Consider the following 25,763-nt stretch of genomic DNA (forward strand, 5'->3'; position numbering starts at 1 on the left):
TGTTGCGCGAAGCTCCGGCGGCGCTGGATGCGCGAATCGATGAAATCCTGTTGGCGGCATTGGCCCACACGCTCGCAGGCTGGACCGGTCGCAGCGACAACCTCGTTGCCCTGGAAGGTCATGGCCGCGAGGCGCTGTCCGAGGCGCTGGATGTGGGCCGAACCCTGGGCTGGTTCACCAGCCTGTTCCCGGTACGGGTCAAGGCCGCCAGCAGCATTCGCCAGACGCTGGAACAGGTTCGCGCCCTGGTGCGTGGCTTGCCGGACAAGGGCCTGGGCTTCGGCCTGCTGCGTTATCTGGGCAATGAGCGGGTGCGTGAACAACTGGCCGCGCTGCCGGAGCCCAAGGTGGTGTTCAACTACCTGGGGCAGTTCGATCAGGATCTGGGCGACGGTCGTTTTGCGCCGTCGAAAGTGTCTGTCGGCGCCTTGATCGATCCGGCCACGGCGCTCAATCGCGAGCTGGAAATCAACGGCCAGGTGTACGCCGGGCAGTTGGGGCTGACTTTCCGTTTCAGCGGCCAGCGCTACCAGCGCCAGACCATCGAACGCCTGCAAAACGCTTATCGCCAGGCGTTGGTTCAACTGCTGGAATCACTGCCGGTGGCACAGCCAGAGTCGCCGGCAAGCGCCAAGCCATCGAGCAACAACGGCGCGCCCAACCCGCTGATCCGCCTGACCAGCGGCCCCAGCGACAAGCCGCCGGTGTTCTGCGTGCACCCGGTCAGCGGCACGGTGGTGGGCTATTACGCCCTGGCTCGTCGGCTGTCCGCGCAGTGGGACGTGTGGGGCATCCAGAACCGTCAGGTGCTGGACGGCAACTGGCGCGATTCCTCCATCGAGCAGATGGCCCGGGATTACGTCAAGGCGCTGCTGGAGCAGCAACCGGGCGGGACCTATCGCCTGGTCGGCTGGTCGATGGGCGGCACCATGGTGCTGGAAATGGCCCGCCTGTTGACCCGTCTGGGCAAGCGTGTGGAGTTCGTCGGCCTGATCGACGGCTACGTGCCGGGGGCAGGGCAGCCGCGGCCACCTGTGCCGGAAAACAGAGCGCTGGACAGCGATGCCGACAGCGAAGGCGATGAGCACTGGCAACAGTTGCTGGGCGTCGAGCGGCACATGCGCACGCTGGCCAATCAATGCCGGGCAATCCACCGCCAGAGCGTGCCGGTCTACGCCTGGTGGGCCGAGCGTTCCCCGGAAAATAACGATAACGCACCGGCTCTTCTGGAGCAGGGCATGGGTGCTCGCATGCAGGTTTCGGCCTGGATCGACGCCGACCACCTTTCGATTGTCCGTGATCAGCAGTTCATCACCCAGCTTGCCGAGGCCCTCGCGCAGGTCAACGAGCGTCCTCAATCACATGATTTCCAGGAGCAGGAATATGCATAGCCAACACAACGTGACGCCGATCAACGCTGAAAGCGGGCCAGACGCAGCGCTGGTCAATGCGAACTACCAGTTCGCGCCGACCCCGCGGCTGGAGCGTCAGGCGGCGGTGGAGTCCAACGCCCGCAGCTATCCGCGGCGCATTCCGCTGGAGCTCAAGCGCGCCCAGGGCATTCACGTGCAGGACAGCGAAGGGCGCTGGTTCATCGACTGCCTGGCTGGAGCCGGCACCCTGGCGCTGGGGCACAACCACCCGGAGGTGGTGCAGGCAATGCGCAGCACCCTCGATGGTCAACGCCCGCTGCACACCCTGGACCTGATGACCGAGGCCAAGGACGACTTCATCAATGAACTGTTCGCCCTGTTGCCGGCGGAGTTCGCCAGGGATGCGCGCATCCAGTTCTGCGGCCCGGCGGGCACCGACGCGGTGGAAGCGGCGCTGAAACTGGTGCGCACCGCCACCGGCCGCAGCAACCTGATGGCCTTCCACGGCGCCTACCACGGCATGACCCAGGGCGCGCTGGGGCTGATGGGCAATCTGGGGCCCAAGGCGTATCTGGATGGCATGGCCTCGAACGCGCAGTTCCTGCCGTTTCCGTACGACTACCGCTGCCCGTTCGGCGTGGGTGGCGAGGCGGGCGAACGCATCGGCCTGCATTACATCGAAAACCAGCTGACGGACCCGGAAAGCGGCGTGTTGAAGCCGGCCGGGATGATTCTGGAAACCCTGCAGGGCGAGGGCGGCGTGGTGCCAGCCTCGGCCAACTGGTTGCGTGAGGTGCGGCGCATCACCCGCGAGGCCGGGGTGCCGATGATCCTCGACGAAATCCAGTGTGGCGTCGCCCGCACCGGCAAGCCATTCGCCTTCCAGCACGCCGACATCATTCCCGACGTGCTGGTGCTGTCCAAGGCCATCGGTGGCAGCCAGCCGATGGCGGTGGTGGTCTACAACAAGTCGCTGGACGTCTGGAAACCGGGCTCCCACGCCGGGACCTTCCGTGGCAACCAACTGGCGATGGTCGCCGGCTCCACCACCTTGCGTATCGTGCGCGAGCAGCAACTGGATCAGCATGCTGCGGCCATGGGCGAGCGCCTGGCCGGGCATCTGCGCGGGTTGCAGAAGGACTATGCGCAGATGGGCGATGTGCGCGGCATGGGCCTGATGCTCGGGGTGGAGATGGTCAACCTCGAAGGGCGCACCGACGCCTTGGGCCGCTTCCCGCAGAACGGTGAACTGGCTTCGAAAATCCAGCGTGAGTGCCTCAAGCGCGGCTTGATCATCGAAGTGGGTGGCCGCCACTCCAGCGTCATCCGGTTCCTGCCGCCCCTGATCGTCACTGCTGCCCAGATCGACCAGATTGCCGAGATCTTCGGCGCTGCGGTCGCTGCTGCAACTCGCTAGAACCCCGCCCGAATGTATCAGCGATGTGTCAGCCCCCGGGGCAGGGATGGCATTTCGCTGTTACACGTAATACTAATGGTAATGATAATAATTCTTTGCTACATTTTCACGCTTTTTTGACATTTCCGGTCAAGATTCAGGGGCTTGGGGCCCGCGATATTCAAAGGGAGGGGGAGTAAGGATGGGTAGCTACAACAACAATCAATTCAAGGTGAAAGCCTTGGCGGCGCTGGTTGCAACGGTCGCCTGCCACGGTATGGCCTGGGCCGAGGATGCCCCGGTCAAGCCGGCAAAAGGCAATACCATTCAACTGCAGAATTCGCTCGTTTCCGGGGACGCCATAGCGGTAGAGAATGAAACCGGCTACCAGGCCAAGAACAGCACAGCGGGCACCAAGACCAGCACTCCATTATCGGAAACACCGCGCTCTGTATCCGTCGTGACACGTCAGCGCATGCAGGATCAGGCCTCGCAGACCCTGACTGACGTGCTGGGCTACGTGCCGGGTATTTTCGCGCCGCCGTTCGCCGTGGGTGACGGTCTGGCAGGCGACCTGTTCTCCATTCGCGGCTTCAACGCCACCGACTACGGTTACGGCCTGCTCAAGGACGGCCTGCGTCTGCAAGGCAACCGCTACGACACCACCACCGAGCCCTATGGCCTGGAACGCACCGAAGTGTTCCGCGGCCCAAGCTCGATCCTTTACGGCGAAAACGCCCCGGGCGGCCTGGTCAACCTGGTCAGCAAACGCCCGACCGAAACCGCACAGGGCGAGGCCAAGTTCAGCTATGGCAGCAACAATCGCCGCCAACTGGGCCTGGACGTGTCCGGCCCGCTGACCGACGACAACCGCATCCTGGGCCGCATCGTGATGCTCGGCCGCAACGCTGACACCCAGGTCGACTCGGTGCCGGACGATCGCCTGTACATCGCTCCGTCGATGACCTTCAACTTCGATGAAGACACTGCCCTTACGTTGCTGTCGTCCTACCAGCGCGACCGCACCAAGCTGCTGCTGGGCTATCCGGCGGCGGGCACGCTTTTGAACAACCCCAACGGCAAGATCGGCAAGTCGCAGTTCAACGGCAACCCGGCCTGGGATGATTTCGAACGTGAAACCTGGACCCTGGGTTACGAGTTCAGCCACCAGTTGAACGAGAACTGGCAGTTCCGCCAGAACTCGCGCTACATGGAATCGCGTCTGAACCGTCACGAAACCTGGCCGAACAACCTGAACAACGCAGGTTTTGGCACCACGCTGAGCAGCACCGCGTACGACCGCGACAACAAGTCCGTGACCTACTCGGTGGACAACCAGTTCGAAGGCCACTTCACCAGCGGCGCACTGGAAAACACCGTGCTGCTGGGCGCCAGCTACGACCGCACCTCCTTCAATCAGGACTGGAACGCAGGCCTGGGCGGCACCTACAACGTGTTCAACCCGGTGTTCTCGCCGGTTCAGCCGCGCACCACGCAGTACGTGCAGAACTCTCAGCTCGACCAGCACATGTACGGTGCCTACGGCCAGTTGCAGAGCAAGTACGACAACTGGATCTTCCTCTTGGGCGGCCGTCAGGACTGGGTCCACAGCGAATACCGCAACCGTGCAAGCGCCGCTCGCGCAGGCAGCGCAGCCGTGCCGGCCACCGATCTGGATGGCTGGGATCATCGCTTCAGCTGGCAGACCGGCCTGATGTACCAGTTTGACAACGGCATCTCGCCTTACATCAGCTACTCGACTGCGTTCACCCCGGTGCAGCAGTCGTCGCAGCCGAACGGTGAATTGCTCGATCCGATCCTGAGCCATCAGTACGAAGCGGGTGTGAAGTACGAGCCCAAAGGCTGGAACACCACCTTCAGCGCGGCGGTCTTCCAGTTGACCAAGACACACGATGTGGTGGCCGGCTCCAACGGTTTCAGCCAGCAGGTCGGGGAGAGCGAGTCCAAGGGGATCGAGCTTGAGGCCAACAGCGACATCACCAAGAATCTCAGCCTGATGGCGTCGTACACCTACACCGATGCACGGGTGACCAAGGACGCGCCGGGTTCGTTGTTCGAAGATCATCAGTTGACCGGCATTCCGCGTAACCAGGCGTCGGGCTGGGCGACCTATCGCTTCCTCGATGGTCCGTTGAGCGGGTTCCGTGTGGGCGGTGGTGTGCGTTACTTCGACAACACCTTCGCGTACACCTCGCCGACGCTGTACGGCAAGTTGAAGACGGGCGATGTGACGCTGGTCGATGCGCTGGTCGGGTACGACATCGACAAGCACTGGTCGGTGGACGTGAACGCCAAGAACCTGTTCGACAAGGAATACGTCAGCGGGTGTAACAACGCCGGTCGTTGCTACTGGGGTGAAGAGCGTACTGTCATGGGGACCGTTGCCTTCCGTTGGTAAGGGTTGATTGACCACCGACCGTAGCAGTCCGGCTTGCCGGCGGGGCGTTTTCAAGATCGCTCCCGCCGGCAAGCCGTGCTGCTACGGGGATTTTTGATCGTGTTTGATCGTTCCCACGCTTTGCGTGGTAACGGCTTGTTTGACGCTCCGCGTCTTTCGGCGACGCTGGGGTTGTGTGTATATCCGTTATCGCGCTGGTTGGACTTTAGGGTTTCGCCCCTTACGGGCGACCTACTTTCTTTCGGGAAAGTAGGCAAACCATTTGCTCCTGGCTGGGGTCCTTCGGACTTCCCTCGACTCCGGCGCCGTTCCGTGGGCACGCCGTCCCGTCCATCTGAGCGCCGTCCATGGCCAGCACGGCTAGCGGCTTCCTGCCGCTCATCCCCCTCCACGACACCTACGCTCGGCCTGGCGCCTTGACGTCGCGCCCTGTGTCGCCTGCACCACCGCGCATGAAAAGCAAAATCAAAATCTAGAACACACCACCATCCCGTAGCAGTCCGGCTTGCCGGCGTCGGCGCCCCCAAAATCGCCGACGCCGGCAAGCCGGACTGCTACGGGCCGATTGAACGACGCTGAGATAGGGTGCAGATCCGTCATTGGGTCAATTGCACCTGAGGGTCCCAATCACCGTATTCAACTCACCCGCCAATGTCGCCAGTTCATCACTGGTGCTGGCCGAATCCACTGTCTGGCGCACGGTACGCTCGGTCACGTCGCGGATGCTCACCACCGCGCGGTTCATTTCTTCGGCCACTTGGCTCTGCTGCTGGGCGGCGACGGCGATCTGGGTGTTGCTTTCGCGCATCTGCGCCACGGCTTCGGTAATGGCCGTCAGTGCTTGTCCAGCTTCTCGGGCGTGGGCCACGCAATCGTCGGCCTTGTGCGAGCTTTCCTGCATGAAGTCCACCGCATCGCGGGTACCGGCCTGCAGCACCGAGACCATGGTGGTGATCTCGTCGGTTGAGGTCTGCACGCGCCTGGCCAGGTTGCGCACCTCGTCGGCGACCACCGCAAAGCCGCGCCCCATCTCCCCGGCGCGGGCCGCTTCGATGGCGGCGTTCAGGGCCAGCAGGTTGGTCTGCTCGGCGATGCTGTGGATCACGTTGACCACGCCGTTGATCTTCTGGCTGTCCTCGGCCAGGCGCTGGATCATACCGGCGGTCTGCTGCACGCCACTGGACAGCCCGGCGATGGACAGTTGCACCCGGTCCACCACCGCCTTGCCGCTGCCGGCCAGCGCATCCGCGCTTTGGGACTGATCGCGGGTGGCGCTGGCGTGTTGGGCGATGTGATAGACGGTAGCGGTCATTTGGTTGATGGCCGTGGCGACCTGATCGGTCTCGCTCTGCTGGCCGAGCATGCCTTCGCGCACATCGCTCATGCCTGAAGCCAGGTGCACGGCACCCTGGTCCAGCCGCGCTGCCGATTGCGCGACGGTGCCGACGACGCGCTGATACCCGGCCTGCATGGCGTTGAACGCCTTGGCCATCTGCCCGACTTCGTCATCACCGGCCAGATGCACCCGGGCGCACAGGTCGCCGCTGTGTTCGACGTGCAGCATTACGTCCTTGAGGGTGTTGAGGTGGGTCAGCAGGAAACGGATCAACAGTTGGGAGGCACCGAGCATGGCCAGCATCAGCACGAACACCGCAAGAGCGTACTGGCCGAGGTGCTCGGTCAGGACCTGGTTGAAGGAGGGAGGTGCGGCAATCGGGCGAATGTCTGGAAGCGCTTGTCCGGCGGGCCATGCAGCCTGCCATTGTGCCTGGACCTGCACCGCCTGCCGGGCATCCTCGGCGCGGCTGTGTTGCTCCAATTTCACGGCGTACAGCACCAGCAGCAGAGTGGTGAGAAAGGCGACCGCGTTCACCGCCCAGAATTTGTATTTAAGCGAAATGTTGCTCAGCCAGCGGCTCATGAGAAGCTCTTCTGTGATTGCACGGGGTAAGGCAAGGTGCCATTAGTGTGTGCAATCGGCTGGGGTCAGAGGTTGATCTGGATCAATGAGCGAGATGAGGCACGTTGCCTGTCACGCCACCGTACCTGTGGGAGCGAGCTTGCTCGCGAAAGCGGTGGCGCGCCGATATGGCATTGTCGGGACGAACGCTTTCGCGGGCAAGCCCGCTCCCACAGAGGAAGCTGCAAGTCACTGGCATCGGTGAGGCATCAGCCTGCGAGCTGCGGCAATCCAAAGAACGCCTGGGCGCACGCGGTGGTGTGGGCTGCAACATCCTGCGCGGTTTCACCCCGGTGCAATGCCACTTCCCGCAACACTTCCGGAAGATACGCCGGCTCGTTACGGCCGTTCTTCGGCTTGGGCCGGAGGCTGCGCGGCAACAGGTACGGCGCGTCACTTTCCAGCATCAGCCGGCCACGGGGGATTTCGCGCACCAGCGGGTGCAGATGTGTGCCGCGGCGCTCGTCGCAGATCCAGCCGGTGATGCCGATGTGCAGGTCCATGTCCAGATAGCTGAACAGCGCGCGTTTTTCGCCGGTGAAGCAGTGCACCACGGCAGCCGGCAGGTGGTCACGGTATTCACGCAGGATGGCCAGCAGCCGTTCGTCGGCTTCCCGCTCGTGGAGGAACACCGGCATTTTCAGGGCAACCGCCATGGCCAGTTGGGCGTGAAGGGCCTTTTCCTGCTGTGGACGAGGGGAGAAGTCGCGGTTGAAGTCCAGCCCGCATTCGCCCACCGCACGCACGGCATTTTCTTTGAGCAGGGCATGCAACTCTTTCTCGGTTTCGCTTGTCCAAGCGCTCGCCGAGTGGGGGTGCACCCCGGCGGTGCTGAACAATCGCACACCGCTTTCATCCAGTTGGCGGCACATTTGCAAGGCTTGTTCGCTGCCTTCGACATCGGTTCCCGTGAGGATCAATTGACCCACGCCAGCGGCGTAGGCGCGGTCGAGTACCTCCCGTTCCTTTGAAGCGAAGCTTGAGTTGGTCAGATTGACGCCGATGTCGATTAATTGCATGGTTTCACCCTTGGCCTAGGCCCAGAAGAATACCAGAGCGTTTGAAGCGATAAAAAAACAAGCGGGTTCAACTGCTTAACAATTTTAATTCCCTGTGACGTCGCAGGCCGTTGCGCCTTGCGCAGCTCGCGCGGCTGTCCGTCACAGGCTTCAAGTCCGTTTTTCGGCATTTTTCCGGAGCTTCAATGATTCGAGCCCCCATGCTCACGTTGCTGTGCCTGTTTTTGGTGCCGTCTCTCGCCGATGCGACGCAACACACTGCCGGGCCGCCGGTGGTCATCAAGAAATCGCAGGTTCGTGACCTGTCCGCGATCCGCAGCAGCAAGGTGCTGAGGGTGCTGGTCAATCAGAGCCGCAACAGTTCCGGCGAAGTGCAGGGCGAGGCCATCGGTGTCGAATACCGTCGCCTGCAAGCCTTCGAAAAGTATCTCAATGGCCACGCCCGCGATGGCCAGAAGGTCTCCCTCAAGCTGATCCCCAAGGCCAAGGACCAGTTGCTCGCCGCCCTGCAGCGTGGCGAAGGCGATCTGGTTGCCCCCGGCGAGTTGCTCGACGCCAGCGCGGCCAAGTATGTCGACCCCACCAATGCGGTGGTCAGCGGTGTGCCGCTGGTGCTGGTGGGGGTGCGCGGCGAGCGCAGTTTCAAGCGCCCCGAGCAATTGTCCGGGCGCACCCTGATGCTGACCTCCGGCAGCGCTGCCAACCAGGCGGTGGTGCAATTGAACCAGAAACTGGCATTGCACAAGCTGGCGCCGGTGAAGGTCGAATGGGTCGATCCGAGCCTGGCGGTGGAGGATGTGCTGGAAATGGTTCAGGCCGGTATCTATCACCTGACGGTGGTCGAACAACCGATTGCCGAGCGCTGGGCCAAGGTGATGCCCAAGCTGCGGGTCGACCGTTCGGTGGCCCTGAGCAACGGCGACATGCAGTGGTTCGTGCGCAAGGACGCGGTGATGCTGCACGCCACGGTGGACCGTTTCCTGGAAACCTGGCAGGCGCCGGCCAACCAGGATGTCGCGTTCCAGAAGGCCTACAAGGACCTTTATCGTGTGCACTACCCCTTGGCTCGGGAGGATCGCCAGCGCCTGGAAAAACTGCGCCCGACCCTGCAACGCCACGCCGACGCACAGAAGATGGACTGGCTGGACCTGGCCGCCCTGGCGTTCAAGGAATCCCAGCTCAATCCGGGCGCCAAGGGCGGCAGCGGTGCCACGGGCCTGTTGCAGATCACGCCATCGGCAGCCCAGCGGGTTGGGGTGGGCAACATCCGTGATGTGGACGGCAACGTGCAGGCGGCCAGCAAATACCTGGCAATGATTCGCCGCAAGTTCTTTTCAAGCCCCAGGATCAACGAACGCGAGCGCATGGCCTTCACCCTCGCGGCCTACAACCTGGGCCCGGAGCGGGTGCAGGCGATGCGCACCCAGGCCAAGCGCCAGGGGCTGAATCCCAACCAGTGGTTCTTCCAGGTCGAGCGCGTGGCGATGGAGCAGGTGGGGATGGGCGTGGTGAGCTACGTTAATAGTGTGAACAAATACTATCTGGCGTATGACCAGGAGCGCAGTTCGCTGGAGAGTCCTTCACAACGTAAAGTGGTTTCCAGAGACTGATCGATTAATTCGATGTTTATGGTGGGATTTTTGCGATTTTCATATTTGATGATTCGATTATGATGGCGCCACTTCTTCTTACCAAATGGAATTAAACGCCATGAACGCTCAAATCAAATCGCTGTTCAACACCAACGCCGGCTACGGCATCACTGTCCTGCGCATCCTTGTGGGCATCATCTTCATGGCTCACGGCAGCCAGAAACTGTTCGGCATGTTTGGCGGTTACGGCCTTGAAGGCACCGGCCAGTACATGGCGAGCCTGGGTCTGAATCCGGGTTACCTGATGGCGTTGCTGTCGGGTAGCGCCGAGTTCTTCGGTGGCCTGGCATTGTTCCTGGGCCTGCTGGTGCGCCCTGCGGCGGTGGTGCTGATCGTGATGCTGGTGGTGGCGATCCTTTCGGTGCACATCCACAACGGTCTGTTCATGGCCAACAACGGTTACGAGTTCGGCCTGGCACTCCTGGGTGCGGCGGTTGCGGTGCTGTTCGAAGGGGCAGGCCGGGTTTCGCTGGATCGGTTGATTGCCGCGAAGTAAGCAGCAAGTTCCACCTGTAGCGTGAAAGGATCGACGATTATCGATCAGAGGATTTCTGTGGGAGCGGGCTTGCCCGCGAAAGCGGCGGGCCAGCCAGCATCAAGGCATCAGGGCCAATGCATTCGCGGGCAAGCCCGCTCCCACAGGTGCTGTCCTGGCGCTAGCAGAAAAATGGCTACACGCAGAATTGACAATTCCCCTGCGGCTTCTCTAGGATGCCGCTCATGCGCCGATTTAAACAGCTACTTGCGGGGCGCCTGATGTCGTGAAAACGCCATCGAAATACCGCTAAAGCGCTGGTTCGGTGTTGCCTCTCACCTGCCCGGCGGAACATTGAGGCAGAGAAACTACACCATGAGCAGCCACGCCAACCCGCGCCCTCTCATTCGTCTGGCACCCATCGCCGGCCAATTCGTTCGTCGCAATCCGAAGATTCTCCTGGGCGGTTCCCACCAGCCGACGCTCTTGCGTTATCTGGACGGCTGGCCCCGTCGTCAGAACGGCCCCCACGCATTTCTCATCAAATTCATCGAAGCCAACGCGCCCCTCGACCGGTTCGCAAACGACCAGTTCGACCTGGCCGTCATTCAGGCACCCAGCGCCGAGCGCGCCGAGTCGGTGATTGGACACCTCACGCGCATCGCCCGGCAGGGTTTGATCACACGCTGCTGATCTGCCGGCGGCTGGGTTGCAGATGGCCGTCCGGGTCAGTCTTTTTGAGCGTGCTGCGGATCTGGTTGGCGTGCCGGCAGTTGGCGACGATCTTGCTGCGCAACGACCAGTCGGTGTTGATGATGAAGAAGTTCTGGATGTAGCTGTTTTCATCCACTGACTTGAACCACTCATCCACCTTGTGACTCAGGTCGGTGGGGGCGTGGAAGGGCAGCGAGTACTTGGCGCACTGCACGGCCTTGAGCTCGAAGTCGCGCTTGCTCTCCTTGCCAATCCTGTCGACAAACGCTTTGAGTGTGTTGGTGTTGAACAGGTTTTCCCCCGGCCAGCACTGCTCGACGCCCGGCCACAATTCATGACCGGCCGATCCGTGGTTATAGGCCACGACCACGTTCTTGCCCGGGTGTTCGCTCCAGAGCTGTGCAAGGGTCTGTCCGCGCAAGGCGTAGGGCAGCCGCCTGGAACCCAGCCCGTTATAGATCAAGGCTTGCAGCTCTTCGTGGGCTTGCGCTGTGAATTTGTCGAACTGATGAAAATCCAGAATGACGATTTCCCGAGCCTTGCTCCCGTCCTGTTCCAGTTCGGCGAAATACTCCCTTGTGCGCTGCAGGATATCGACAGCCACCGTCCTGCCCGATGAGGTCAGGTGAAAGACCTGGAAGCGCCTGGCGTCGCCTACGGCGTAGGAGGGGTAGAACCTGATGCGCAGGTCGAGCGCCCTGATCCCGTTGCGCAATTGTTGGTGTGGCGAGACGTCCTGCGCGAACTCCTGAAGGACGCCCAGGTTGGGTGATTGCTTGTCGCTGCCTGAGTTGTGGGTGCCTGGCAGAATCAGCTCATCGACCCGCAGGCTTTCCAGCCAGGGTGTGTTCGCCATCCAGTTCAGGTGCACAGGGGGATTGCTTGAGGTGCTGGTCATGTCGTCATTCCTTGACGTAGTGGCGGCGCGCGGAACGCACGGCCGCGTGAAAGTCCAGGGATCACGTTACCGAACGAAAACGCCCGGTCAATGAAGGCACCGGGCGCGAACTGTTGCAGGATGTTGGGAGGGCGCAGCCTGCGCAGCACGCCTCAGCGTACCCGCAGCACCACGCGACCGCGCACCGGATCTTCGTCCAGGTGGTTGTGCGCCTTGCCGAACTGCTCGAAGGGCCAGGTGCGATGGATGTCCGGCTTGAGCAGGCCTTTGACGGTCAGCTCGTTGATCGTGTCCAGGGCGCGCTTCATGGCCTCGCTGTCCTGGGCGATGCCCAGTTCCGGTTTGCCGGTGAAATTCTCCAGGCAGTGCACGAAGAAGCGCATGTTCTTGCGAAAGGCCTGCATCGCCGGGAAGGGCGTGGTATTGCCGCCGCGCAGGCCATACAGCACCAGGCTGCCACGGGGCGCCAGCACGTCACCGAGCCGCGACATGTGCATGCCACCGTAGCCGTCGAACACCGCTTCGATGCCCTTGCCCTTGCTCAATGCGTCGATGCGCAGGCAAATGTCGTCTTCTTCGGTCACGATCACCCGATCGGCACCATTGGCCAGGAGGTATTCGCGGTCCTCGGCATGTTCAGTCGCCGCGATAACTCTTAGGCCCAGCGCCTTGCCCAGTTGTACGAAAGCGATACCTGGGCTGTAGGCCGCGTCGGTGACCAGCACCGTCTGCCCGGCCTGCACCCGCGCCAGATCGACGAGGGCGAAGTAGGCCAGCAGCATCGGCGTGTAATGAACGCTGGCTTCGACCGGCGTCAAGGCGTCGGGGTAGCGGGTCAGGGCATTGCGCGGCACCAGCACGTGATCGCCGCACACCGGGTAGTCGTTGGCGCTCATGGCCTTGAAGCTGGCGACCTTGTCACCTACTTTCAGATCGGTGACGTCGGCGCCCACGGCCTCGACGATCCCAGCCATTTCGCTGCCGATACCGGCCGGCAATTGCACCTTGGCCAGGGCCAGGTTCTGGCGCCACAACACATCGTCCCAGCTGATGCCGATGGCTTCGGCACGAACCAGCACTTCCTGTGGACCGGGCAAACGGTCAGGCTGCTCCTCGCAACTGAGCACATCGGCTTTGCCGAAGCGATGAAATTTGATGGCGCGTGACATTTCCAACCTCGACTCATTTGATTAGCGTTGGAATGACTCTACGGGGCAGGGGGCTCGGGGACCATTTCTGTCTGTCGATACCCGACATGTCTGTCATCAATTGAGAATTGCGGAACTCTCAAACGGTGCGACCAGGGTTTATGATCCAGCTCACCCATTCTTCGAACAACAGAGGCTGACAATGTCGTGTGATGCTCGCTTCAAACAGCTGTGCGCCCAGTCCGGTCATGACTTCGACGGCGAGATCAAGATCGGTGGCAACTACGTGCCGCTGGTGCGCCATGAGGATCAGATCTACATCAGCGGGCAGATCCCCCGGGTCGGCGACAGGGTGGTGGTGACCGGGCGCGCCGGTGGTGATGTGACGCTGGAAGCTGCGCAACAGGGCGCCAGGATCAGCGCGCTGCGGGCCATTGCACTGTTGCAGCGCAGCGTCGGCAGCCTGGATCGGATCGTTCGGGTGTTGCGCATGACGATGTACGTGCAGTGCACCGACAGCTTCACCCAACACAGCGAGGTGGCCGACGGCGCGTCCGAGGTGCTGTTTTTCGTGTTCGGCGAGGCGGGCGCCCATACCCGCAGTTCGGTGGGGGTGTATCAGTTGCCCAAGAATGCGACGGTCGAAATGGATCTGATCGCGGTGGCTGAACGGGATTGAGCATCATTTGCCCCATGTCGCCAGCACGCTGTCCACGAAATGCCGGACCTTGGGCAGCCGATAGCGGTCCTGGGCGTACATCAGCCACATGGGCCGGCTCGGCGGGCGGTAAGCCTGCAGCAGCGGTATCAGCTTGCCCGCCTGCAAGTCCTCGCGGATGAGCACGTCCGGCAACATCGCGATGCCCATGCCCGCCAGTGCCGCCTGACGCAAGGCGGGCGAGCTGTTGACGATCATCGAGCCTGCCACCGGAATCTCGATCACTCCTTCAGGCCCCGTGAGTTTCCACAGCTTGTCGGTGGCCCGCCAGTCGTCCCCGGCCGGGTAGGCGAACGCCAGGCAATTGTGCTCGCACAAGTGCGCAGCCTTCAGCGGCGTGCCACGGCGCTCCAGGTAATCGCGCGAGGCGCAGATGGTCAGGGTGTAATCCCGCAAGGGGCGGGCGATCAGCGCAGAAGATTCGGGCATCCCCAAGCGAATCGCGGCGTCGAAGCCGTGCTCGATCAGGTCCATCAACTGGTTGCTCAGCACCACCTCGACCTTGATCTGGGGGTACTGGTCCATGAAATCCTTGAGCATCGGCGACAGGCGCTCGGCACCAAAAGCTGGAGGAGCAGTGATGCGCAACGTGCCGCTGGGCTGGGTCTGGATGTGTTCGGCCATGCGCTCGGAATCGTTGACCAGCGCCAGTACGTCGAGGCAGCGGCGGTAGTACTGCGTGCCGAATTCCGTCAGGTTCTGGCGACGGGTCGTACGCTGCAAAAGGCTCACGCCCAGTCGCTGCTCCAGCGCCTTGAGGTGATTGCCGACCATGGTCGTCGACATTTCGCACTGCCGAGCGGCGGCGGTCAGGCTGCCGCTTTCCACCACCTTCACGAATACCGTCATTGCCTGGAACACATCCATTAGCCACTCCAGCTTTAAAGTCACTCAAGAAATGCCATCTTTATACAGCATATCGGGCTAACGATACTGACGTCACCCACTGTGATGGAGCAATCGAGATGACCGCCGCCTGCCTGATGAACACCTACAAACCGCTGCCCCTGAGCTTTGTCAGAGGAGCAGGCGCGCGCCTCTGGGACGAGACCGGTCGCCAGTATCTGGACGCCATGGCGGGCGTGGCCGTGACCAACGTCGGGCACAGCCATCCGCAGTTGGTGACGGCAATCAGCGAGCAGGCCGGGTTGCTCCTGCACACTTCCAACCATTACCGGATCGACTGGCAACAGCGCCTGGCTGCGAAGCTGACCCGCCTGGCGGGGCTGGAGCAGGTGTTCTTCAACAATTCCGGGGCCGAGGCCAACGAAACCGCACTCAAGCTGGCGCGTTTGCATGGCTGGGCCAAAGGCATCGAACAGCCGCTGATACTGGTCATGGAAAACGCCTTCCATGGCCGCACGCTGGGCACGCTGTCGGCCAGTGACAGCGGTTCGGTGCGCCTGGGGTTTCAGCCGTTCTCCGGGGAATTCGTCAAAGTGCCTTTCGGTGATATTGAAGCGGTGCGCCAGGCGAGCCGGGTGTACGGCGAACGCATCGTCGCGGTGATGCTGGAGCCGATTCAGGGGGAGGGCGGAGTGATGCTGCCACCGCCGGGGTATCTCAAGGCGCTGCGTGCTCATTGCAGCAATAACGCCTGGCTGATGATCCTCGACGAAATCCAGACCGGCATAGGCCGCACCGGACACTGGTTCGCGTTCCAGCACGAAGGCATCGTGCCGGACGTCGTCACCCTGGCCAAGGCGCTGGGGAACGGCATTCCCATTGGCGCGTGCCTGGCCACGACCACGGTGGCGCGCTTGTTCACCCCGGGCAGCCACGGCAGCACTTTCGGCGGCAACCCGCTGGCCTGTCGCGTTGGCTGCACGGTGCTGGACATCGTTGCGCAGCAAGGCCTGCTGGAGAATGCCGCAACCCAGGGAGAGCGACTGTTGGCGCGTCTGCGCGAAACTCTGGCGGGGCATCCGGACGTGGTGCAGATTCGCGGCCTGGGCCTGATGATCGGCATCGAACTCGCCCGCCCCATCCGCGACCTGACCCACATCGCCGCCCATGAATACGGCGTGCTGCTGAACGTCACCCGCGGCCAGACCATCCGCCTGCTGCCGCCGTTGATCATCGAAGAGTCGGACGTCGAGCAGATCCTCGCCGCCGTGGCGGGGGTGTTGGGGGTGTGTTATTGACCGGAATTCTGCTCGCCACACAACCCGTAGCAGTCCGGCTTGTCGGCGATAGCGGTCTTGAGTACGCCCCCGCGGGCAAGCCCGGCTGCTACGGGATTTGGGGTATTCACGGGATCTGTGTATCACCCCGGCGGGGTCATTTTGCGCTGGACAACTGCATGATCATTGCCACGGTCAGGTAAAGGCGGGGTGCGATGCTGGAGAGCTCGGAATATTCGTCGTCGGCGTGCAAGCCGGCGCCGACCACGCCCATGGTTTCAAGCACCGCTGGTTTCTGACTGTCGGGGACGTAGGCGTAACCGGCGTCGGTGCCGAAGCGCATGGCGATCGGTTCGATGGTGCGGCCGATCTTGCCGTACAGCGCCTGGGCGGTTTTCGCCAGGTCTTCGCTGCCCGGGTTCTTGACCAATGGCGGCCGGCCCTTGTCCAACCGGAAGGTCACGTCGGTGCCGTCGATCAGCTTGTCCTTGATGATCCGCTGCCCATCGGCCAACACCCGGTCCGACTCGCTCGGGTCTGAATAGCGCATGTCACCTTCCGCTGCCGCGCTGGCAGGAATGATGTTGCGTTTTTCTCCTCCCTTTATCAGGGTCCAGTTGACGGTCGTGCCCTTGGCCGGATCGCCCAGGTCCTTGAGCTGGACCAGTTGATGGGCCAGTTCCATCGCCGCGTTGCGACCCGCTTCAGGCGCCGAGCCCGCATGGGACGACTTGCCCTTGACGTCGACGAACACGCCATTGATGCCGTTGGTGGCGACGGTCACCGCATCCTTGTCCGGTGGCTCGTAGGAGAAGACATAGTCATGCTCGCGCGCAAGCTCGGCGATGAGTTTCTTCGAGCCTGCCGAGCCGGTTTCTTCATCCGGGTTGAACAGCACGGTGATGGTGCCGAAGTCCTTGAAGTTCTGATCCTTCAGCAGTTTCAGCGAATGCAGAACCATGGCCACGCCGCCCTTGGCATCGGCCACGCCGGGGCCGTAGGCGCGTTCGGCGTCCACCCGGAACGGCCGTTTGGCAGCGGTCCCTGGGCCGAAAACTGTGTCGTAGTGAATCATCAGCAGAAAGCTTTTCGAACCGCTGCCTTTAAGGGTGCCGACAATGTTTTCGCCCGCAGATGGCGTGGCCGGTGTGGTCTGAACGCTCGCGCCCAGCGCCTTGAGGCGATCGACCAGCACTGCGCTGACCGTTTTCAGGCCGGGGGCCTGGCCGGTGCCGGTGTCGATGTCTACCAGTTGTTTGACCGTGGCCAGATAGGCTTTCTGTTCCGCCTGGGCCTTGTTCATGAGCTGGTCGGCGGGCAGGTCGGCCGCAAGGGCCAGTGAGCAGAAGAGTGAAGTGGCGACGGCGGCCGCCAGGGTGGTGCGTCGGACGAGCATGCTGGATCCCTCAGAGGTGTGAACGCTTTTGCTGTGAACCCTGTGACGGGGCATCGTTCCACCGCATCCGCCTCCGGGAAAGCCAAACCGGCGCGCGTTTGCCCGCCGATCCCCGTAGAATCCACTTCCTGAAAGCAGGTTTTCGAGGTTGTACAGGTGGAACTAGAGCAGGGCTTCGTCCTGACCCGGCATTGGCGCGACACCGACGCGGGCACCCAGGTCGAATTCTGGTTGGCGACTGACAGCGGTCCGCGCCGCGTGCGCCTGCCGTTGCAGACGTCCGTGGCGTTCATTCCTGCGCAGCATCGCGAGCGGGCCGAGGTGGTGTTGCGCCAGGAAAGCAATGTCCAGCTCAAGCCGCTGGAACTCTGCGACTTCCGCCATCGACCGGTGCTCGGGCTCTACACCGGCCAGCATCGCCAGTTGATGAACCTTGAGAAGGAGCTGCGTCGGGCCAGCGTCGATGTCTACGAAGCCGACGTGCGTCCGCCCGAGCGCTACCTGATGGAGCGCTTCATCACCGCGCCGGTGGAGTTCAGCGGCACGCCCGATGCCAGCGGCCTGCTGGTTGATGCGCAGATGCGGCCCGCTCCCGACTATCGCCCACGCTTGAAACTGGTGTCTCTGGACATCGAAACCACCGAGCGCGGCGAGTTGTACTCCATCGCCCTGGAAGGGTGCGGCGAGCGTCAGGTGTACATGCTCGGCCCGGCCAATGGCGATGCTGCGCAGGTGGACTTCACCTTCGATTACTGCGACACCCGCGCAGCGCTGCTGGAAAGCCTGAATGCCTGGATGGCACGCCACGACCCTGACGCGATCATCGGCTGGAACCTGGTGCAGTTCGACCTGCGGGTTTTGCACGAACACTCCCGGCGTCTGAACGTGCCGTTGCGGCTGGGGCGCGACGGCGAGGTGATGGGCTGGCGCGAACACGGGGCGGGCAACAATCACTTCTTTGCCTCGGCCGCCGGACGGCTGATCATCGATGGCATCGAGGCATTGCGCTCCGCCACCTGGAGCTTCCCCTCGTTCAGCCTGGAAAACGTCGCCCAGACTCTGCTCGGCGAAGGCAAGGCCATCAGCACCCCGTACCAGCGCATGGACGAAATCAACCGCATGTTCGCCGAGGACAAACCGGCGCTGGCTCGCTATAACCTCAAGGACTGCGAACTGGTCACGCGGATTTTCGAGAAGACCGAGCTGCTTACCTTTCTGCTCGAGCGTGCCACGGTCACCGGCCTGCCGGCTGATCGCAACGGTGGTTCGGTGGCGGCCTTCGAGCATCTGTACATGCCGCTGATGCACCGCCAGGGCTTCGTGGCTCCCAACCTTGGCGAACGCATGCCCGAGGCCAGCCCCGGCGGGTTCGTCATGGACTCGCGTCCGGGGCTGTATGAATCGGTACTGGTGCTGGACTACAAGAGCCTTTACCCGTCGATCATCCGCAGCTTCCTGATTGACCCGGTGGGCTTGATCGAAGGCCTGAAACACCCCGACGACCAGGACTCGGTCGAAGGCTTTCGCGGTGCGCGCTTCTCCCGCACCCGGCACTGCCTGCCGTCCATCGTTTCCCGCGTCGCCGAGGGGCGCGAAGCCGCCAAGCGCGAGCGCAACGCGCCGCTGTCCCAGGCCCTGAAAATCATCATGAACGCCTTCTACGGCGTGCTCGGTTCCAGCGGTTGCCGCTTCTTCGATACGCGCCTGGCGTCGTCGATCACCCTGCGCGGCCACCAGATCATGCGCCAGACCCGCCAACTGATCGAAGCCCAGGGTTATGAGGTGATCTATGGCGATACCGACTCCACCTTCGTATGGCTCAAGCGCCCCCACGAGCAAGAGGAAGCGGCGCGGATCGGCAAGGCGCTGGTCAAGGGCGTGAACGACTGGTGGCGCGAGCATCTGCACAACGAGTTCGGCCTTGAAAGCGCGCTGGAGCTGCAATTCGAGACCCACTTCAAACGCTTCCTCATGCCGACCATTCGTGGCGCGGAGGAGGGCAGCAAGAAGCGCTACGCAGGCCTGGTGACCCGCGCCGACGGTGAAGACGAGATGGTCTACAAGGGCCTGGAAACCGTACGCACCGACTGGTCGCCGCTGGCCCAGGTGTTCCAGAAGGAGCTGTACCTGCGCATCTTCCAGCGCCGCCCGTTTCAGGAATACCTGCGCGATTATGTGCGCCGCACGCTGGCGGGCGAACTGGACGAGCAGCTCATCTACCGCAAGCGCCTGCGCCGTTCGCTGGACGAATACGAACACAACATCCCGCCCCACGTGCGTGCTGCCCGCATCGCCGACGATTACAACCGCCAGCAAGGTCGCCCGCTGCAATACCAGAACCGCGGCTGGATCAGCTACGTCATCACCGTCGCTGGTCCCGAACCCCTGGAAGCCCGCAGCGCCCCGATCGACTACGACCACTACATCACTCGCCAGCTGCAACCGATTGCCGACGCGATCCTGCCGTTCGTGTTGCCCGGCACGATCAACCTGCAGAGCCTGGATCAGATGAGTTTCGATTTCTGAGAAAACTCCATCCGGCACCGAACCCGTAGCAGCACGGCTTGCCGGCGGGCTGGCGCGCAGCGGCAGTAAACCCGGTAAACGCGGTTTGTCTGACCCAACGCAGCCATCCGATTCTACTGCCGCTGCGCGCCAGCCCGCCGGCAAGCCGTGCTGCTACGCCCTGCGGGCAGAAGCGAACGCCTGTTACATTCGGACATCGTAAATACGGCTGATTCAACGAACCTCTGCTACAACCAATGGGGGGGCTCCCGGCACCGCATTGCCTCTGGCTATCCGTTACCCATAATTACAAGGAGTTTTGTCCATGGCCCTGTCTGAACTTGAGCTGCGCCACATCATCGAGCGCAGCTTCCTGCCGCTCCAGTGCAAGTGTTCCATCGATTCGCGTGGTGAAGTTTCCATCGAACTGCTCGATCGCTCGACCGGGTTCAACGTGGCGGCCAGGGGCATTCCCCGTTCGAGGTTCGAATCGTCCCGGGAGTTATCCAGTTTCGTGGCGCAGATGAGAGCGCAATTGTCTTTCGCTAACGCAGGGGAAGCACCCGCCAAGACAAGATCCAGTGGCCGACAGCTCTGATCTGTCCGGCGTGATGAACCGCTACTATCGCGGCCGGTAATAGTGAGCATCAACAATCAAAAGTTCTGTTTTGCGGGTAGAACCGGAAAATGGCGATATCAAGGCCACTGCCCATCGGCAGGCCGTCCACAGGATATCGCCCATGCGACTTTTGACCTCCTCCGCCTTCTCTGCGGTTTGTGCCCTTGTGCTTGCCGGTTGCGCGTCCGCGCCAAACGAGCCGACGCTGACGCTGGAAACCAGCAAGACGCCCGAACAGTACACCGCCTGCGTGGTGCCCAAGCTGCAAAGCCGTTCGTTGAGCCCGGTGCTGTCGCAGCCCCAGCGGCATTACAAGATCGTGATGTCGAGTTCAGTCACGGCGGACAATGTGATCGAAGCCTACAAGGCCAACAGCGGCGGCAAGGTGTTCGTCTATGAGCGCAGCCTGCTCGGCGCAGGGGTGGGGAAAGTCGCGAAAGAGTGTGCCTAGCCCCAGAATTGGCCGGCGAATCCACAGCAGCAGGGCAGACCCGCCGGGCCTGCCTTGCGCCTTCGTTCAGGGCAGTGCGATCTGGTATTCGGCCAGCTTCGTGCGCTGCTCTGCCTCTACGTACTTCTTGTCGACGATCTTGGCGAAGGTCGTGAAGTCGGCCCTTGCGTCGTCCTTGTCGTTCAGGTGGTCATAGGCAACGCCACGCGCATAGTACGCCCAGGCGAAATCCCGCTGACGTTGCAGCCCGGTGCTGAAGGATTCGGCGGCTTCGCGATACATGCCAAGGTCGTTCAGCGCCAGGCCAAGGTGGTAATAGGTCGGCATGTTGAAACCATTGCCCTTGCCGGCTTCGCCAAGGTTGTTGTCCAGGTTGTACTGAACCAGCTGCAACGCCTTTTTCGGGTTGCCGGCCTTGCGATACATGTAGCTCAGGTCAAGGTATTCCCGAGGCGAGGGCTTGACCGACAGTTGCATCGACTTTTCCTTGGCCACGATGGCCTCGGGGTAGCGATTGAGATTGCCGTAGGCATCGGCCTGCACCAGGTAGATCAGGCTCTGCATCGCGTTGGACAGGGTGTTTTTCTCAAGGCACAGATCGCCTTCCTGCAACACCAGCGGGTAGTTGGTGGCCTTGGAGGCCTGAAGCTGCGCGCGGCAGTGCGCAAGGTTCGGGTTGACCGGTTTCTGCATCCCGGCGCAGCCTGCCAGAAGAGCCGTGCAGGCGATCAGAGCGGTGAAACGAGCATTCATCAGAAACATCCTTGTCAGTCCAGCAGATGGGCGTTGAGGTCAGGGCGATACACCTGCAACAGCGGCGCGGTGACGGTGCCCTGCAACGAGCAGAACACGGTGGTGTGCCCGCCCAGCGGTGGGGTGGTGTCGCCGTTGTCGACCATCAACACCCGGTCGACGAATCCGAACGGCGTCGCCACGCCCGGGCCGGTCAGGCCTTCGGTACGCCATTGGTTGATAGGGTCGCCGATCCGGCGGATCTCGGCGCGGGTGAAAGTCTTGCCCATCGGCACGAAGCGCGAGTTGTCGACGATCAGCGGCTTGAGTCTGGCGGCCACTTCAGCCGGCGTGCCGTCGGCCACGAACCCCCAGAACAGGAAATTGCCGGCGTCCTTGATGGTCTGTGCCTGATTGTAATAACCCACCATGCGCACGCCGTTGACCATCAGCGGGTTCTCGAACGCCTGGTAGTTGCCACCTTCCTGCAAGGGGTTCATCACAGTCGGTGCCTTGACCTTGCCGTAATCGCCCAGGCGAATCGTACCGGCCGGCAGACGCGCATCACGTAGGCCTTCGAAGAAGCTCGCGTCGCAGCGGGAGAACTCGGTCAGCAGTTGTTCGGGAGTGGAGACGGCCTGGGCCTGGGCGGTGCAGGCAATGGCCAGCAGGCCAATACCGGAAAGAAGAGGGCGGAACATGTAAATCATCCGTGACGGGGAAAAGAAGGTTATCGGCGGCGGGAGCCATGACTTTAATGATCAGTTGGGTTTGAGAGAAGTCCTCCAGGGGGCGATGAATGCTCACCGATCCGTTTCCTACGAAATGCGCGGAATAAATCAGCCTTGCCTGTCGCTGGTCAGGAAGGGACCTGCAGGGCATTGAGTGGTATACCACCTAGTGGTAGATTAACTAATGTCGACGGGCTGGCTCATGCTGAACAGGGTATTCAAAACGAAGGGATTTGCTTCGACGGCGACCAAGGCGCTGATCACCGATGCTGATCTCTGTGAAGCAATACAGGAAGTGCTGATGGGACAAGCCGACGACCTTGGCGGTGGGGTATGGAAAAAAAGACTCAACCAGAATCGTCATCGTTCGATCATATTGGCGAGAGGTCGTTGTTATTGGGTCTATCAGTTCCTTTTTGCCAAGCAGGGCCTCAGTAACATCAACAAAAGCGAGTTGGCGACATTCAGACGGCTGGCCAAAGTCTACGAGAGTCTGAGCCCTGCACAGATCCAGCTGTTGGTGGAGCGTCAGGACTTCATGGAGATTTGTAATGGCGAAAAAATTTAAAAGTCAGGCACTGGAGTCTGTGCACGAGTCAGCGACCGCACTATTTGAAATCGGCGCGATTGGCAAGGCGACGATGCGCGAGTTCGATGAGGATTGCATCGCTGCGGTTCCTGCTGAAATCGAACCGGCGCAGATCAAGGAAATTCGCGAGCGCAGCCACGTGAGTCAGCCTGTGTTTGCTCGCTATCTCAACACCAGCACCTCAACGGTCAAGCAGTGGGAGGCGGGGGCAAAACGGCCAGGAGGCATGGCTCTGAAACTGCTGACCATCGTGCAGAAACATGGGCTCGAAATTCTGACTTGAACCTGTACAGATCCTTTGCCTGCCCATAGGCAATGGGTGTTGCCTAATTGCCGAAAGCCCAACGGCACACCTCTTGCTTTGCTAGCTACAGAAAACCAAATAGCTAGCAATATGCAAAAGGACCCTCGCTCATGATTGCCACTTCTCGCCGTGCCGTCATCGCCACTCCCCATGCCGAAGCCAGTGCTGCCGGGCGGCGTGTTCTGGAGGCTGGGGGAACGGCCATCGATGCAATGCTGGCTGCCAGCGCGATGCTTAGCGCGGTTTTTCCGCACATGACCGGGATCGGCGGCGATGCCCTGTGGATGATCCATGATCGCCATGTGCGCACCATCGTGGGGATCGGTCAGGCAGGAATGCGCTTGCCCGAGGCAGGCAGCATTACCTTGCGCGGGCCCAGTTCGGTGGCTAGCACTGCGGGGGCGCTGGCCAGTTGGCAGACGGCTGCCAATATCAGCCGCCATGAATGGGGCTCGCGTTTCGGCTGGGCTGACTTGTTGACGGACGCTGCCGTGATGGCCGACGAGGGCGTGCCCGTCTCGCAATCACAACTGTTCTGGCAGACCTTGCGCCAGCCGCTTATCGAACAACTGCCTGATCTGCATCGGCTGTGCCGCACCGACGGGCGCTGGATGCGCGAGGGGGATGTGTTGCGCCAGCCTGCACTGGCGAACACGCTGCGTCATCTAGCTCGCCACGGTGTCGAGGATTTTTACCAGGGCGAGCTGGCCAATGCCTTCGGCGAAGCCTTTGCTCGCTTGGGTTGCGGGCTGACCACCGCCGATCTGCGGGCAACCCAGGCGCCGGAAGTGGCGCCGGTTTCGGTGCGTTATCGTCGGGGCCAACTGTTCAATGTCGCGCCCCCCAGCCAAGGGCTGTACACCTTGCAGGCCATGGGATCGCTGCAGCACAAACCCCTGGCCGATATCGCCAATGGCAGCGCCGCGTACTATCACCTGTTGGTCGAAGCAATAAAGCAGGGGTTGCTGCGACGCAATGCACAGCTGTGTGATCCGGGTTTTAGTGACTGGGATTTCGCGGCCAGCCTGTCCGATGAAAACCTCGCGCGGTATGCCGATGCGATCGATGATGAACGCGCCGCTTCGTGGAATGAGCCGGGCCGTCCGGCCGATACCATCTGGATGGCGGCGACCGATGAGCAGGGGCGTACGGCCTGTCTGATCCAGAGCCTGTTCCATGACTTCGGGTCGGGCTGCATTCTGGGCGACACCGGTGTGCTGTGGCAGAACCGCGCCGCCGGTTTCAACCTCGACCCCCGGCACGTCAATGGCTGGGCACCGGGCAAGCGCCCCGCGCATACGCTCAACCCGTCCTGCTATCTGGCGGACGACGGTCGGCGCTTCTTCTTCGGCACCCAGGGCGGCGACGGGCAGCCGCAGACGCAGATGGTGCTGGCGACTCAATTGATCGACTACCGCCAACCCATCGACCGCGCCTTGGGCACGCCGCGCTTTCTCCTGGGCCGCAGCTTTTTCGACAGCACCGATAACCTCAAGCTCGAAGGCGACATCAGCCCTGATGCGGCGGTTGGCCTTGCCGAGCTTGGGCACGAGGTGGAAATGATCGCGCCACACAGCCCCATGACCGGGCATGCGGGGATCATCAGCATCGAGTGCGACGGTGTTCGTCATGCCATGCACGATCCTCGCGGCGAAGGTGTGGCGTTTGGTCTGGCCGGATAAGCCGGGCGCCATGCACGCCGGGTTTGCCGAGTCCGGGGCGCTGGCGGATAATGCCGGCCGTTGCCCGCTCGCCACTGCTGCGCGTGTGGCAGAAGGTCTTCTGCACGAACGAGGAATGGATGGGCTTGAGCACTGTCACCGCCAAACAGCTTGAAGTGCAGCGTATCGTCGATGCGCTGTACAAGGCCATTGCCCAGCACCGCCTGCCGCCCGGCACGCGGCTGATCGAAGCGCAGATCGTCGAAACCCTGCAAGCCAACCGCAACCATGTCCAGGCAGCGATCCAGCGCCTGGCGTTGCAGAAAGTGGTGACCATCGAGGCCAATCGCGGGGCGATGGTGTCGCAACCGACGGCCAAGGAAGCGCGGGACATTTTCAGTGCGCGGCGGGCCATCGAGCGGGCGATCGTGGAGTCCATCACGCCGGCCATCATGCGCAAGCAGCGCCAGCGCATCGCCACCCACATGAGCAACGAGCGCAAGGCCACCAACGACACCGACCGCCGCGCCATCGTGCGGGAACTCAGCGAGTTCCACCTGATGCTTGGCGCGATCTGCGGCAACGCCGTGCTGAGCGACATCCTCGGCAACCTGATGGTACGCAGTTCGTTGATCGTCGCGTTGTACCAGCGCAACGACGTGCCGTCCTGCGCGTCGGACGAACACCAGCAGATCATCACCGCGCTGGAAGAAGGCGACCACGAAAAAGCCGTGGCCGTGATGATCGAACACCTGGACGAGCTGGAAGGCCAACTGGCACTGGGCGCCGAACCACCGGCCGAGTTCAACCTCAAACAGGCGCTCAGCGACTGAGGAACCGTAGCAGCACGGCTTGCCGGCGGGGGCGATTTTGAGGACGT

The 25,763-nt window shown here is 62.1% G+C and carries 23 protein-coding genes (1 of these 23 only partly in view); 15 read left to right on the forward strand and 8 right to left on the reverse strand.

Features of this window, described 5'->3' with window-relative positions:
* The 3 genes from NPS29_RS16040 to NPS29_RS16050 all read left to right on the forward strand — a co-directional run.
* Positions 1-1,391: the 3' portion of a non-ribosomal peptide synthase/polyketide synthase gene (locus NPS29_RS16040; protein WP_274133714.1), read on the forward strand. 14,752 nt of this gene lie to the left of the window's left edge; 1,391 of the gene's 16,143 nt are visible here — the last part of the coding sequence; its start codon lies off the left edge, out of view; its stop codon occupies positions 1,389-1,391.
* Positions 1,384-2,790, forward strand: a complete 1,407-nt coding sequence (locus tag NPS29_RS16045) for an aspartate aminotransferase family protein (protein WP_274133715.1) — start codon at positions 1,384-1,386, stop codon at positions 2,788-2,790. The genes NPS29_RS16040 and NPS29_RS16045 overlap by 8 nt, the downstream gene beginning before the upstream one ends.
* Before the next feature lie 256 nt (positions 2,791-3,046).
* Complete coding sequence (locus NPS29_RS16050; protein WP_425312516.1) at positions 3,047-5,188, forward strand: TonB-dependent siderophore receptor; 2,142 nt, start codon at positions 3,047-3,049, stop codon at positions 5,186-5,188.
* 604 nt (positions 5,189-5,792) lie between these two features.
* Here NPS29_RS16050 and NPS29_RS16055 read toward each other — a convergent pair.
* Positions 5,793-7,109 (reverse strand): methyl-accepting chemotaxis protein, encoded by a 1,317-nt coding sequence (locus NPS29_RS16055; RefSeq protein ID WP_274133717.1) that lies wholly within the window; start codon positions 7,107-7,109, stop codon positions 5,793-5,795.
* Between the two features lie 248 nt (positions 7,110-7,357).
* Complete coding sequence (locus NPS29_RS16060; protein WP_274133718.1) at positions 7,358-8,167, reverse strand: TatD family hydrolase; 810 nt, start codon at positions 8,165-8,167, stop codon at positions 7,358-7,360.
* Between the two features lie 185 nt (positions 8,168-8,352).
* Here NPS29_RS16060 and NPS29_RS16065 point away from each other — a divergent pair, with 185 nt between their 5' ends.
* The 3 genes from NPS29_RS16065 to NPS29_RS16075 all read left to right on the forward strand — a co-directional run bounded on the left by NPS29_RS16065 (position 8,353) and on the right by NPS29_RS16075 (position 10,987).
* On the forward strand, positions 8,353-9,777 hold the full coding sequence (locus NPS29_RS16065; protein WP_274133719.1) for a transglycosylase SLT domain-containing protein: 1,425 nt from the start codon (positions 8,353-8,355) through the stop codon (positions 9,775-9,777).
* Between the two features lie 100 nt (positions 9,778-9,877).
* Positions 9,878-10,315: a DoxX family protein gene (locus tag NPS29_RS16070; protein ID WP_274133720.1), complete on the forward strand. Its 438-nt coding sequence runs from the start codon at positions 9,878-9,880 to the stop codon at positions 10,313-10,315.
* A 354-nt stretch (positions 10,316-10,669) separates the two neighbouring features.
* Positions 10,670-10,987, forward strand: coding sequence for a class I SAM-dependent methyltransferase (locus tag NPS29_RS16075; RefSeq protein WP_274133721.1), 318 nt, complete (start codon positions 10,670-10,672; stop codon positions 10,985-10,987).
* On the opposite strand, the gene NPS29_RS16080 is transcribed toward NPS29_RS16075, so the two are convergent.
* Both NPS29_RS16080 and NPS29_RS16085 read right to left on the reverse strand, forming a co-directional pair.
* Positions 10,974-11,906, reverse strand: a complete 933-nt coding sequence (locus NPS29_RS16080) for a hypothetical protein (RefSeq protein WP_274133722.1) — start codon at positions 11,904-11,906, stop codon at positions 10,974-10,976. The two genes, NPS29_RS16075 and NPS29_RS16080, sit on opposite strands and share 14 nt — an antisense overlap.
* Before the next feature lie 152 nt (positions 11,907-12,058).
* On the reverse strand, positions 12,059-13,075 hold the full coding sequence (locus NPS29_RS16085; RefSeq protein WP_274133723.1) for a zinc-dependent alcohol dehydrogenase family protein: 1,017 nt from the start codon (positions 13,073-13,075) through the stop codon (positions 12,059-12,061).
* A gap of 181 nt (positions 13,076-13,256) precedes the next feature.
* Between NPS29_RS16085 and NPS29_RS16090 the strand changes: the two genes are divergently transcribed.
* On the forward strand, positions 13,257-13,733 hold the full coding sequence (locus NPS29_RS16090; RefSeq protein ID WP_274133724.1) for a RidA family protein: 477 nt from the start codon (positions 13,257-13,259) through the stop codon (positions 13,731-13,733).
* 3 nt (positions 13,734-13,736) lie between these two features.
* Here NPS29_RS16090 and NPS29_RS16095 read toward each other — a convergent pair whose 3' ends face one another.
* Positions 13,737-14,639, reverse strand: a complete 903-nt coding sequence (locus NPS29_RS16095) for a LysR family transcriptional regulator (protein WP_274133725.1) — start codon at positions 14,637-14,639, stop codon at positions 13,737-13,739.
* A gap of 98 nt (positions 14,640-14,737) precedes the next feature.
* On the opposite strand from NPS29_RS16095, the gene NPS29_RS16100 reads away from it, so the two are divergent.
* Positions 14,738-15,916 (forward strand): aspartate aminotransferase family protein, encoded by a 1,179-nt coding sequence (locus NPS29_RS16100; RefSeq protein WP_274133726.1) that lies wholly within the window; start codon positions 14,738-14,740, stop codon positions 15,914-15,916.
* A 136-nt stretch (positions 15,917-16,052) separates the two neighbouring features.
* On the opposite strand, the gene NPS29_RS16105 is transcribed toward NPS29_RS16100, so the two are convergent.
* Positions 16,053-17,291, reverse strand: a complete 1,239-nt coding sequence (locus tag NPS29_RS16105) for a M20/M25/M40 family metallo-hydrolase (protein ID WP_274133727.1) — start codon at positions 17,289-17,291, stop codon at positions 16,053-16,055.
* Positions 17,292-17,447: 156 nt separating this feature from the next.
* Here NPS29_RS16105 and NPS29_RS16110 point away from each other — a divergent pair, with 156 nt between their 5' ends.
* The 3 genes from NPS29_RS16110 to NPS29_RS16120 all read left to right on the forward strand — a co-directional run bounded on the left by NPS29_RS16110 (position 17,448) and on the right by NPS29_RS16120 (position 20,866).
* Entirely contained in the window at positions 17,448-19,817 is a 2,370-nt protein-coding gene (locus NPS29_RS16110) for a DNA polymerase II (protein WP_274133728.1), read from the forward strand.
* Between the two features lie 304 nt (positions 19,818-20,121).
* The gene (locus tag NPS29_RS16115) at positions 20,122-20,394 is read left to right on the forward strand and encodes a DUF1652 domain-containing protein (protein WP_274133729.1); all 273 of its coding nucleotides are present in this window, start codon (positions 20,122-20,124) and stop codon (positions 20,392-20,394) included.
* A gap of 142 nt (positions 20,395-20,536) precedes the next feature.
* Positions 20,537-20,866, forward strand: a complete 330-nt coding sequence (locus NPS29_RS16120; protein ID WP_274133730.1) for a hypothetical protein — start codon at positions 20,537-20,539, stop codon at positions 20,864-20,866.
* Between the two features lie 66 nt (positions 20,867-20,932).
* On the opposite strand, the gene NPS29_RS16125 is transcribed toward NPS29_RS16120, so the two are convergent.
* Positions 20,933-21,619 carry a tetratricopeptide repeat protein gene (locus NPS29_RS16125; protein ID WP_274133731.1) on the reverse strand — a complete coding sequence of 229 codons (687 nt, stop codon included), beginning with the start codon at positions 21,617-21,619 and terminating at the stop codon, positions 20,933-20,935.
* A gap of 14 nt (positions 21,620-21,633) precedes the next feature.
* Complete coding sequence (locus NPS29_RS16130; protein ID WP_274133732.1) at positions 21,634-22,299, reverse strand: hypothetical protein; 666 nt, start codon at positions 22,297-22,299, stop codon at positions 21,634-21,636.
* Between the two features lie 232 nt (positions 22,300-22,531).
* Between NPS29_RS16130 and NPS29_RS16135 the strand changes: the two genes are divergently transcribed.
* The 4 genes from NPS29_RS16135 (at position 22,532) to NPS29_RS16150 (ending at position 25,716) form a co-directional block, all read left to right on the forward strand.
* Positions 22,532-22,897: a type II toxin-antitoxin system RelE/ParE family toxin gene (locus tag NPS29_RS16135; RefSeq protein WP_274133736.1), complete on the forward strand. Its 366-nt coding sequence runs from the start codon at positions 22,532-22,534 to the stop codon at positions 22,895-22,897.
* The gene (locus tag NPS29_RS16140; protein ID WP_274133733.1) at positions 22,881-23,201 is read left to right on the forward strand and encodes a helix-turn-helix domain-containing protein; all 321 of its coding nucleotides are present in this window, start codon (positions 22,881-22,883) and stop codon (positions 23,199-23,201) included. The genes NPS29_RS16135 and NPS29_RS16140 overlap by 17 nt, the downstream gene beginning before the upstream one ends.
* 131 nt (positions 23,202-23,332) lie before the next feature.
* Complete coding sequence (locus tag NPS29_RS16145) at positions 23,333-24,904, forward strand: gamma-glutamyltransferase family protein (RefSeq protein WP_274133734.1); 1,572 nt, start codon at positions 23,333-23,335, stop codon at positions 24,902-24,904.
* Positions 24,905-25,023: 119 nt separating this feature from the next.
* Entirely contained in the window at positions 25,024-25,716 is a 693-nt protein-coding gene (locus tag NPS29_RS16150; RefSeq protein ID WP_274133737.1) for a GntR family transcriptional regulator, read from the forward strand.
* Positions 25,717-25,763 lie beyond the last annotated feature (47 nt).

This window comes from Pseudomonas putida (assembly GCF_028682175.1).
Classification (GTDB): domain Bacteria; phylum Pseudomonadota; class Gammaproteobacteria; order Pseudomonadales; family Pseudomonadaceae; genus Aquipseudomonas; species Aquipseudomonas putida_AD.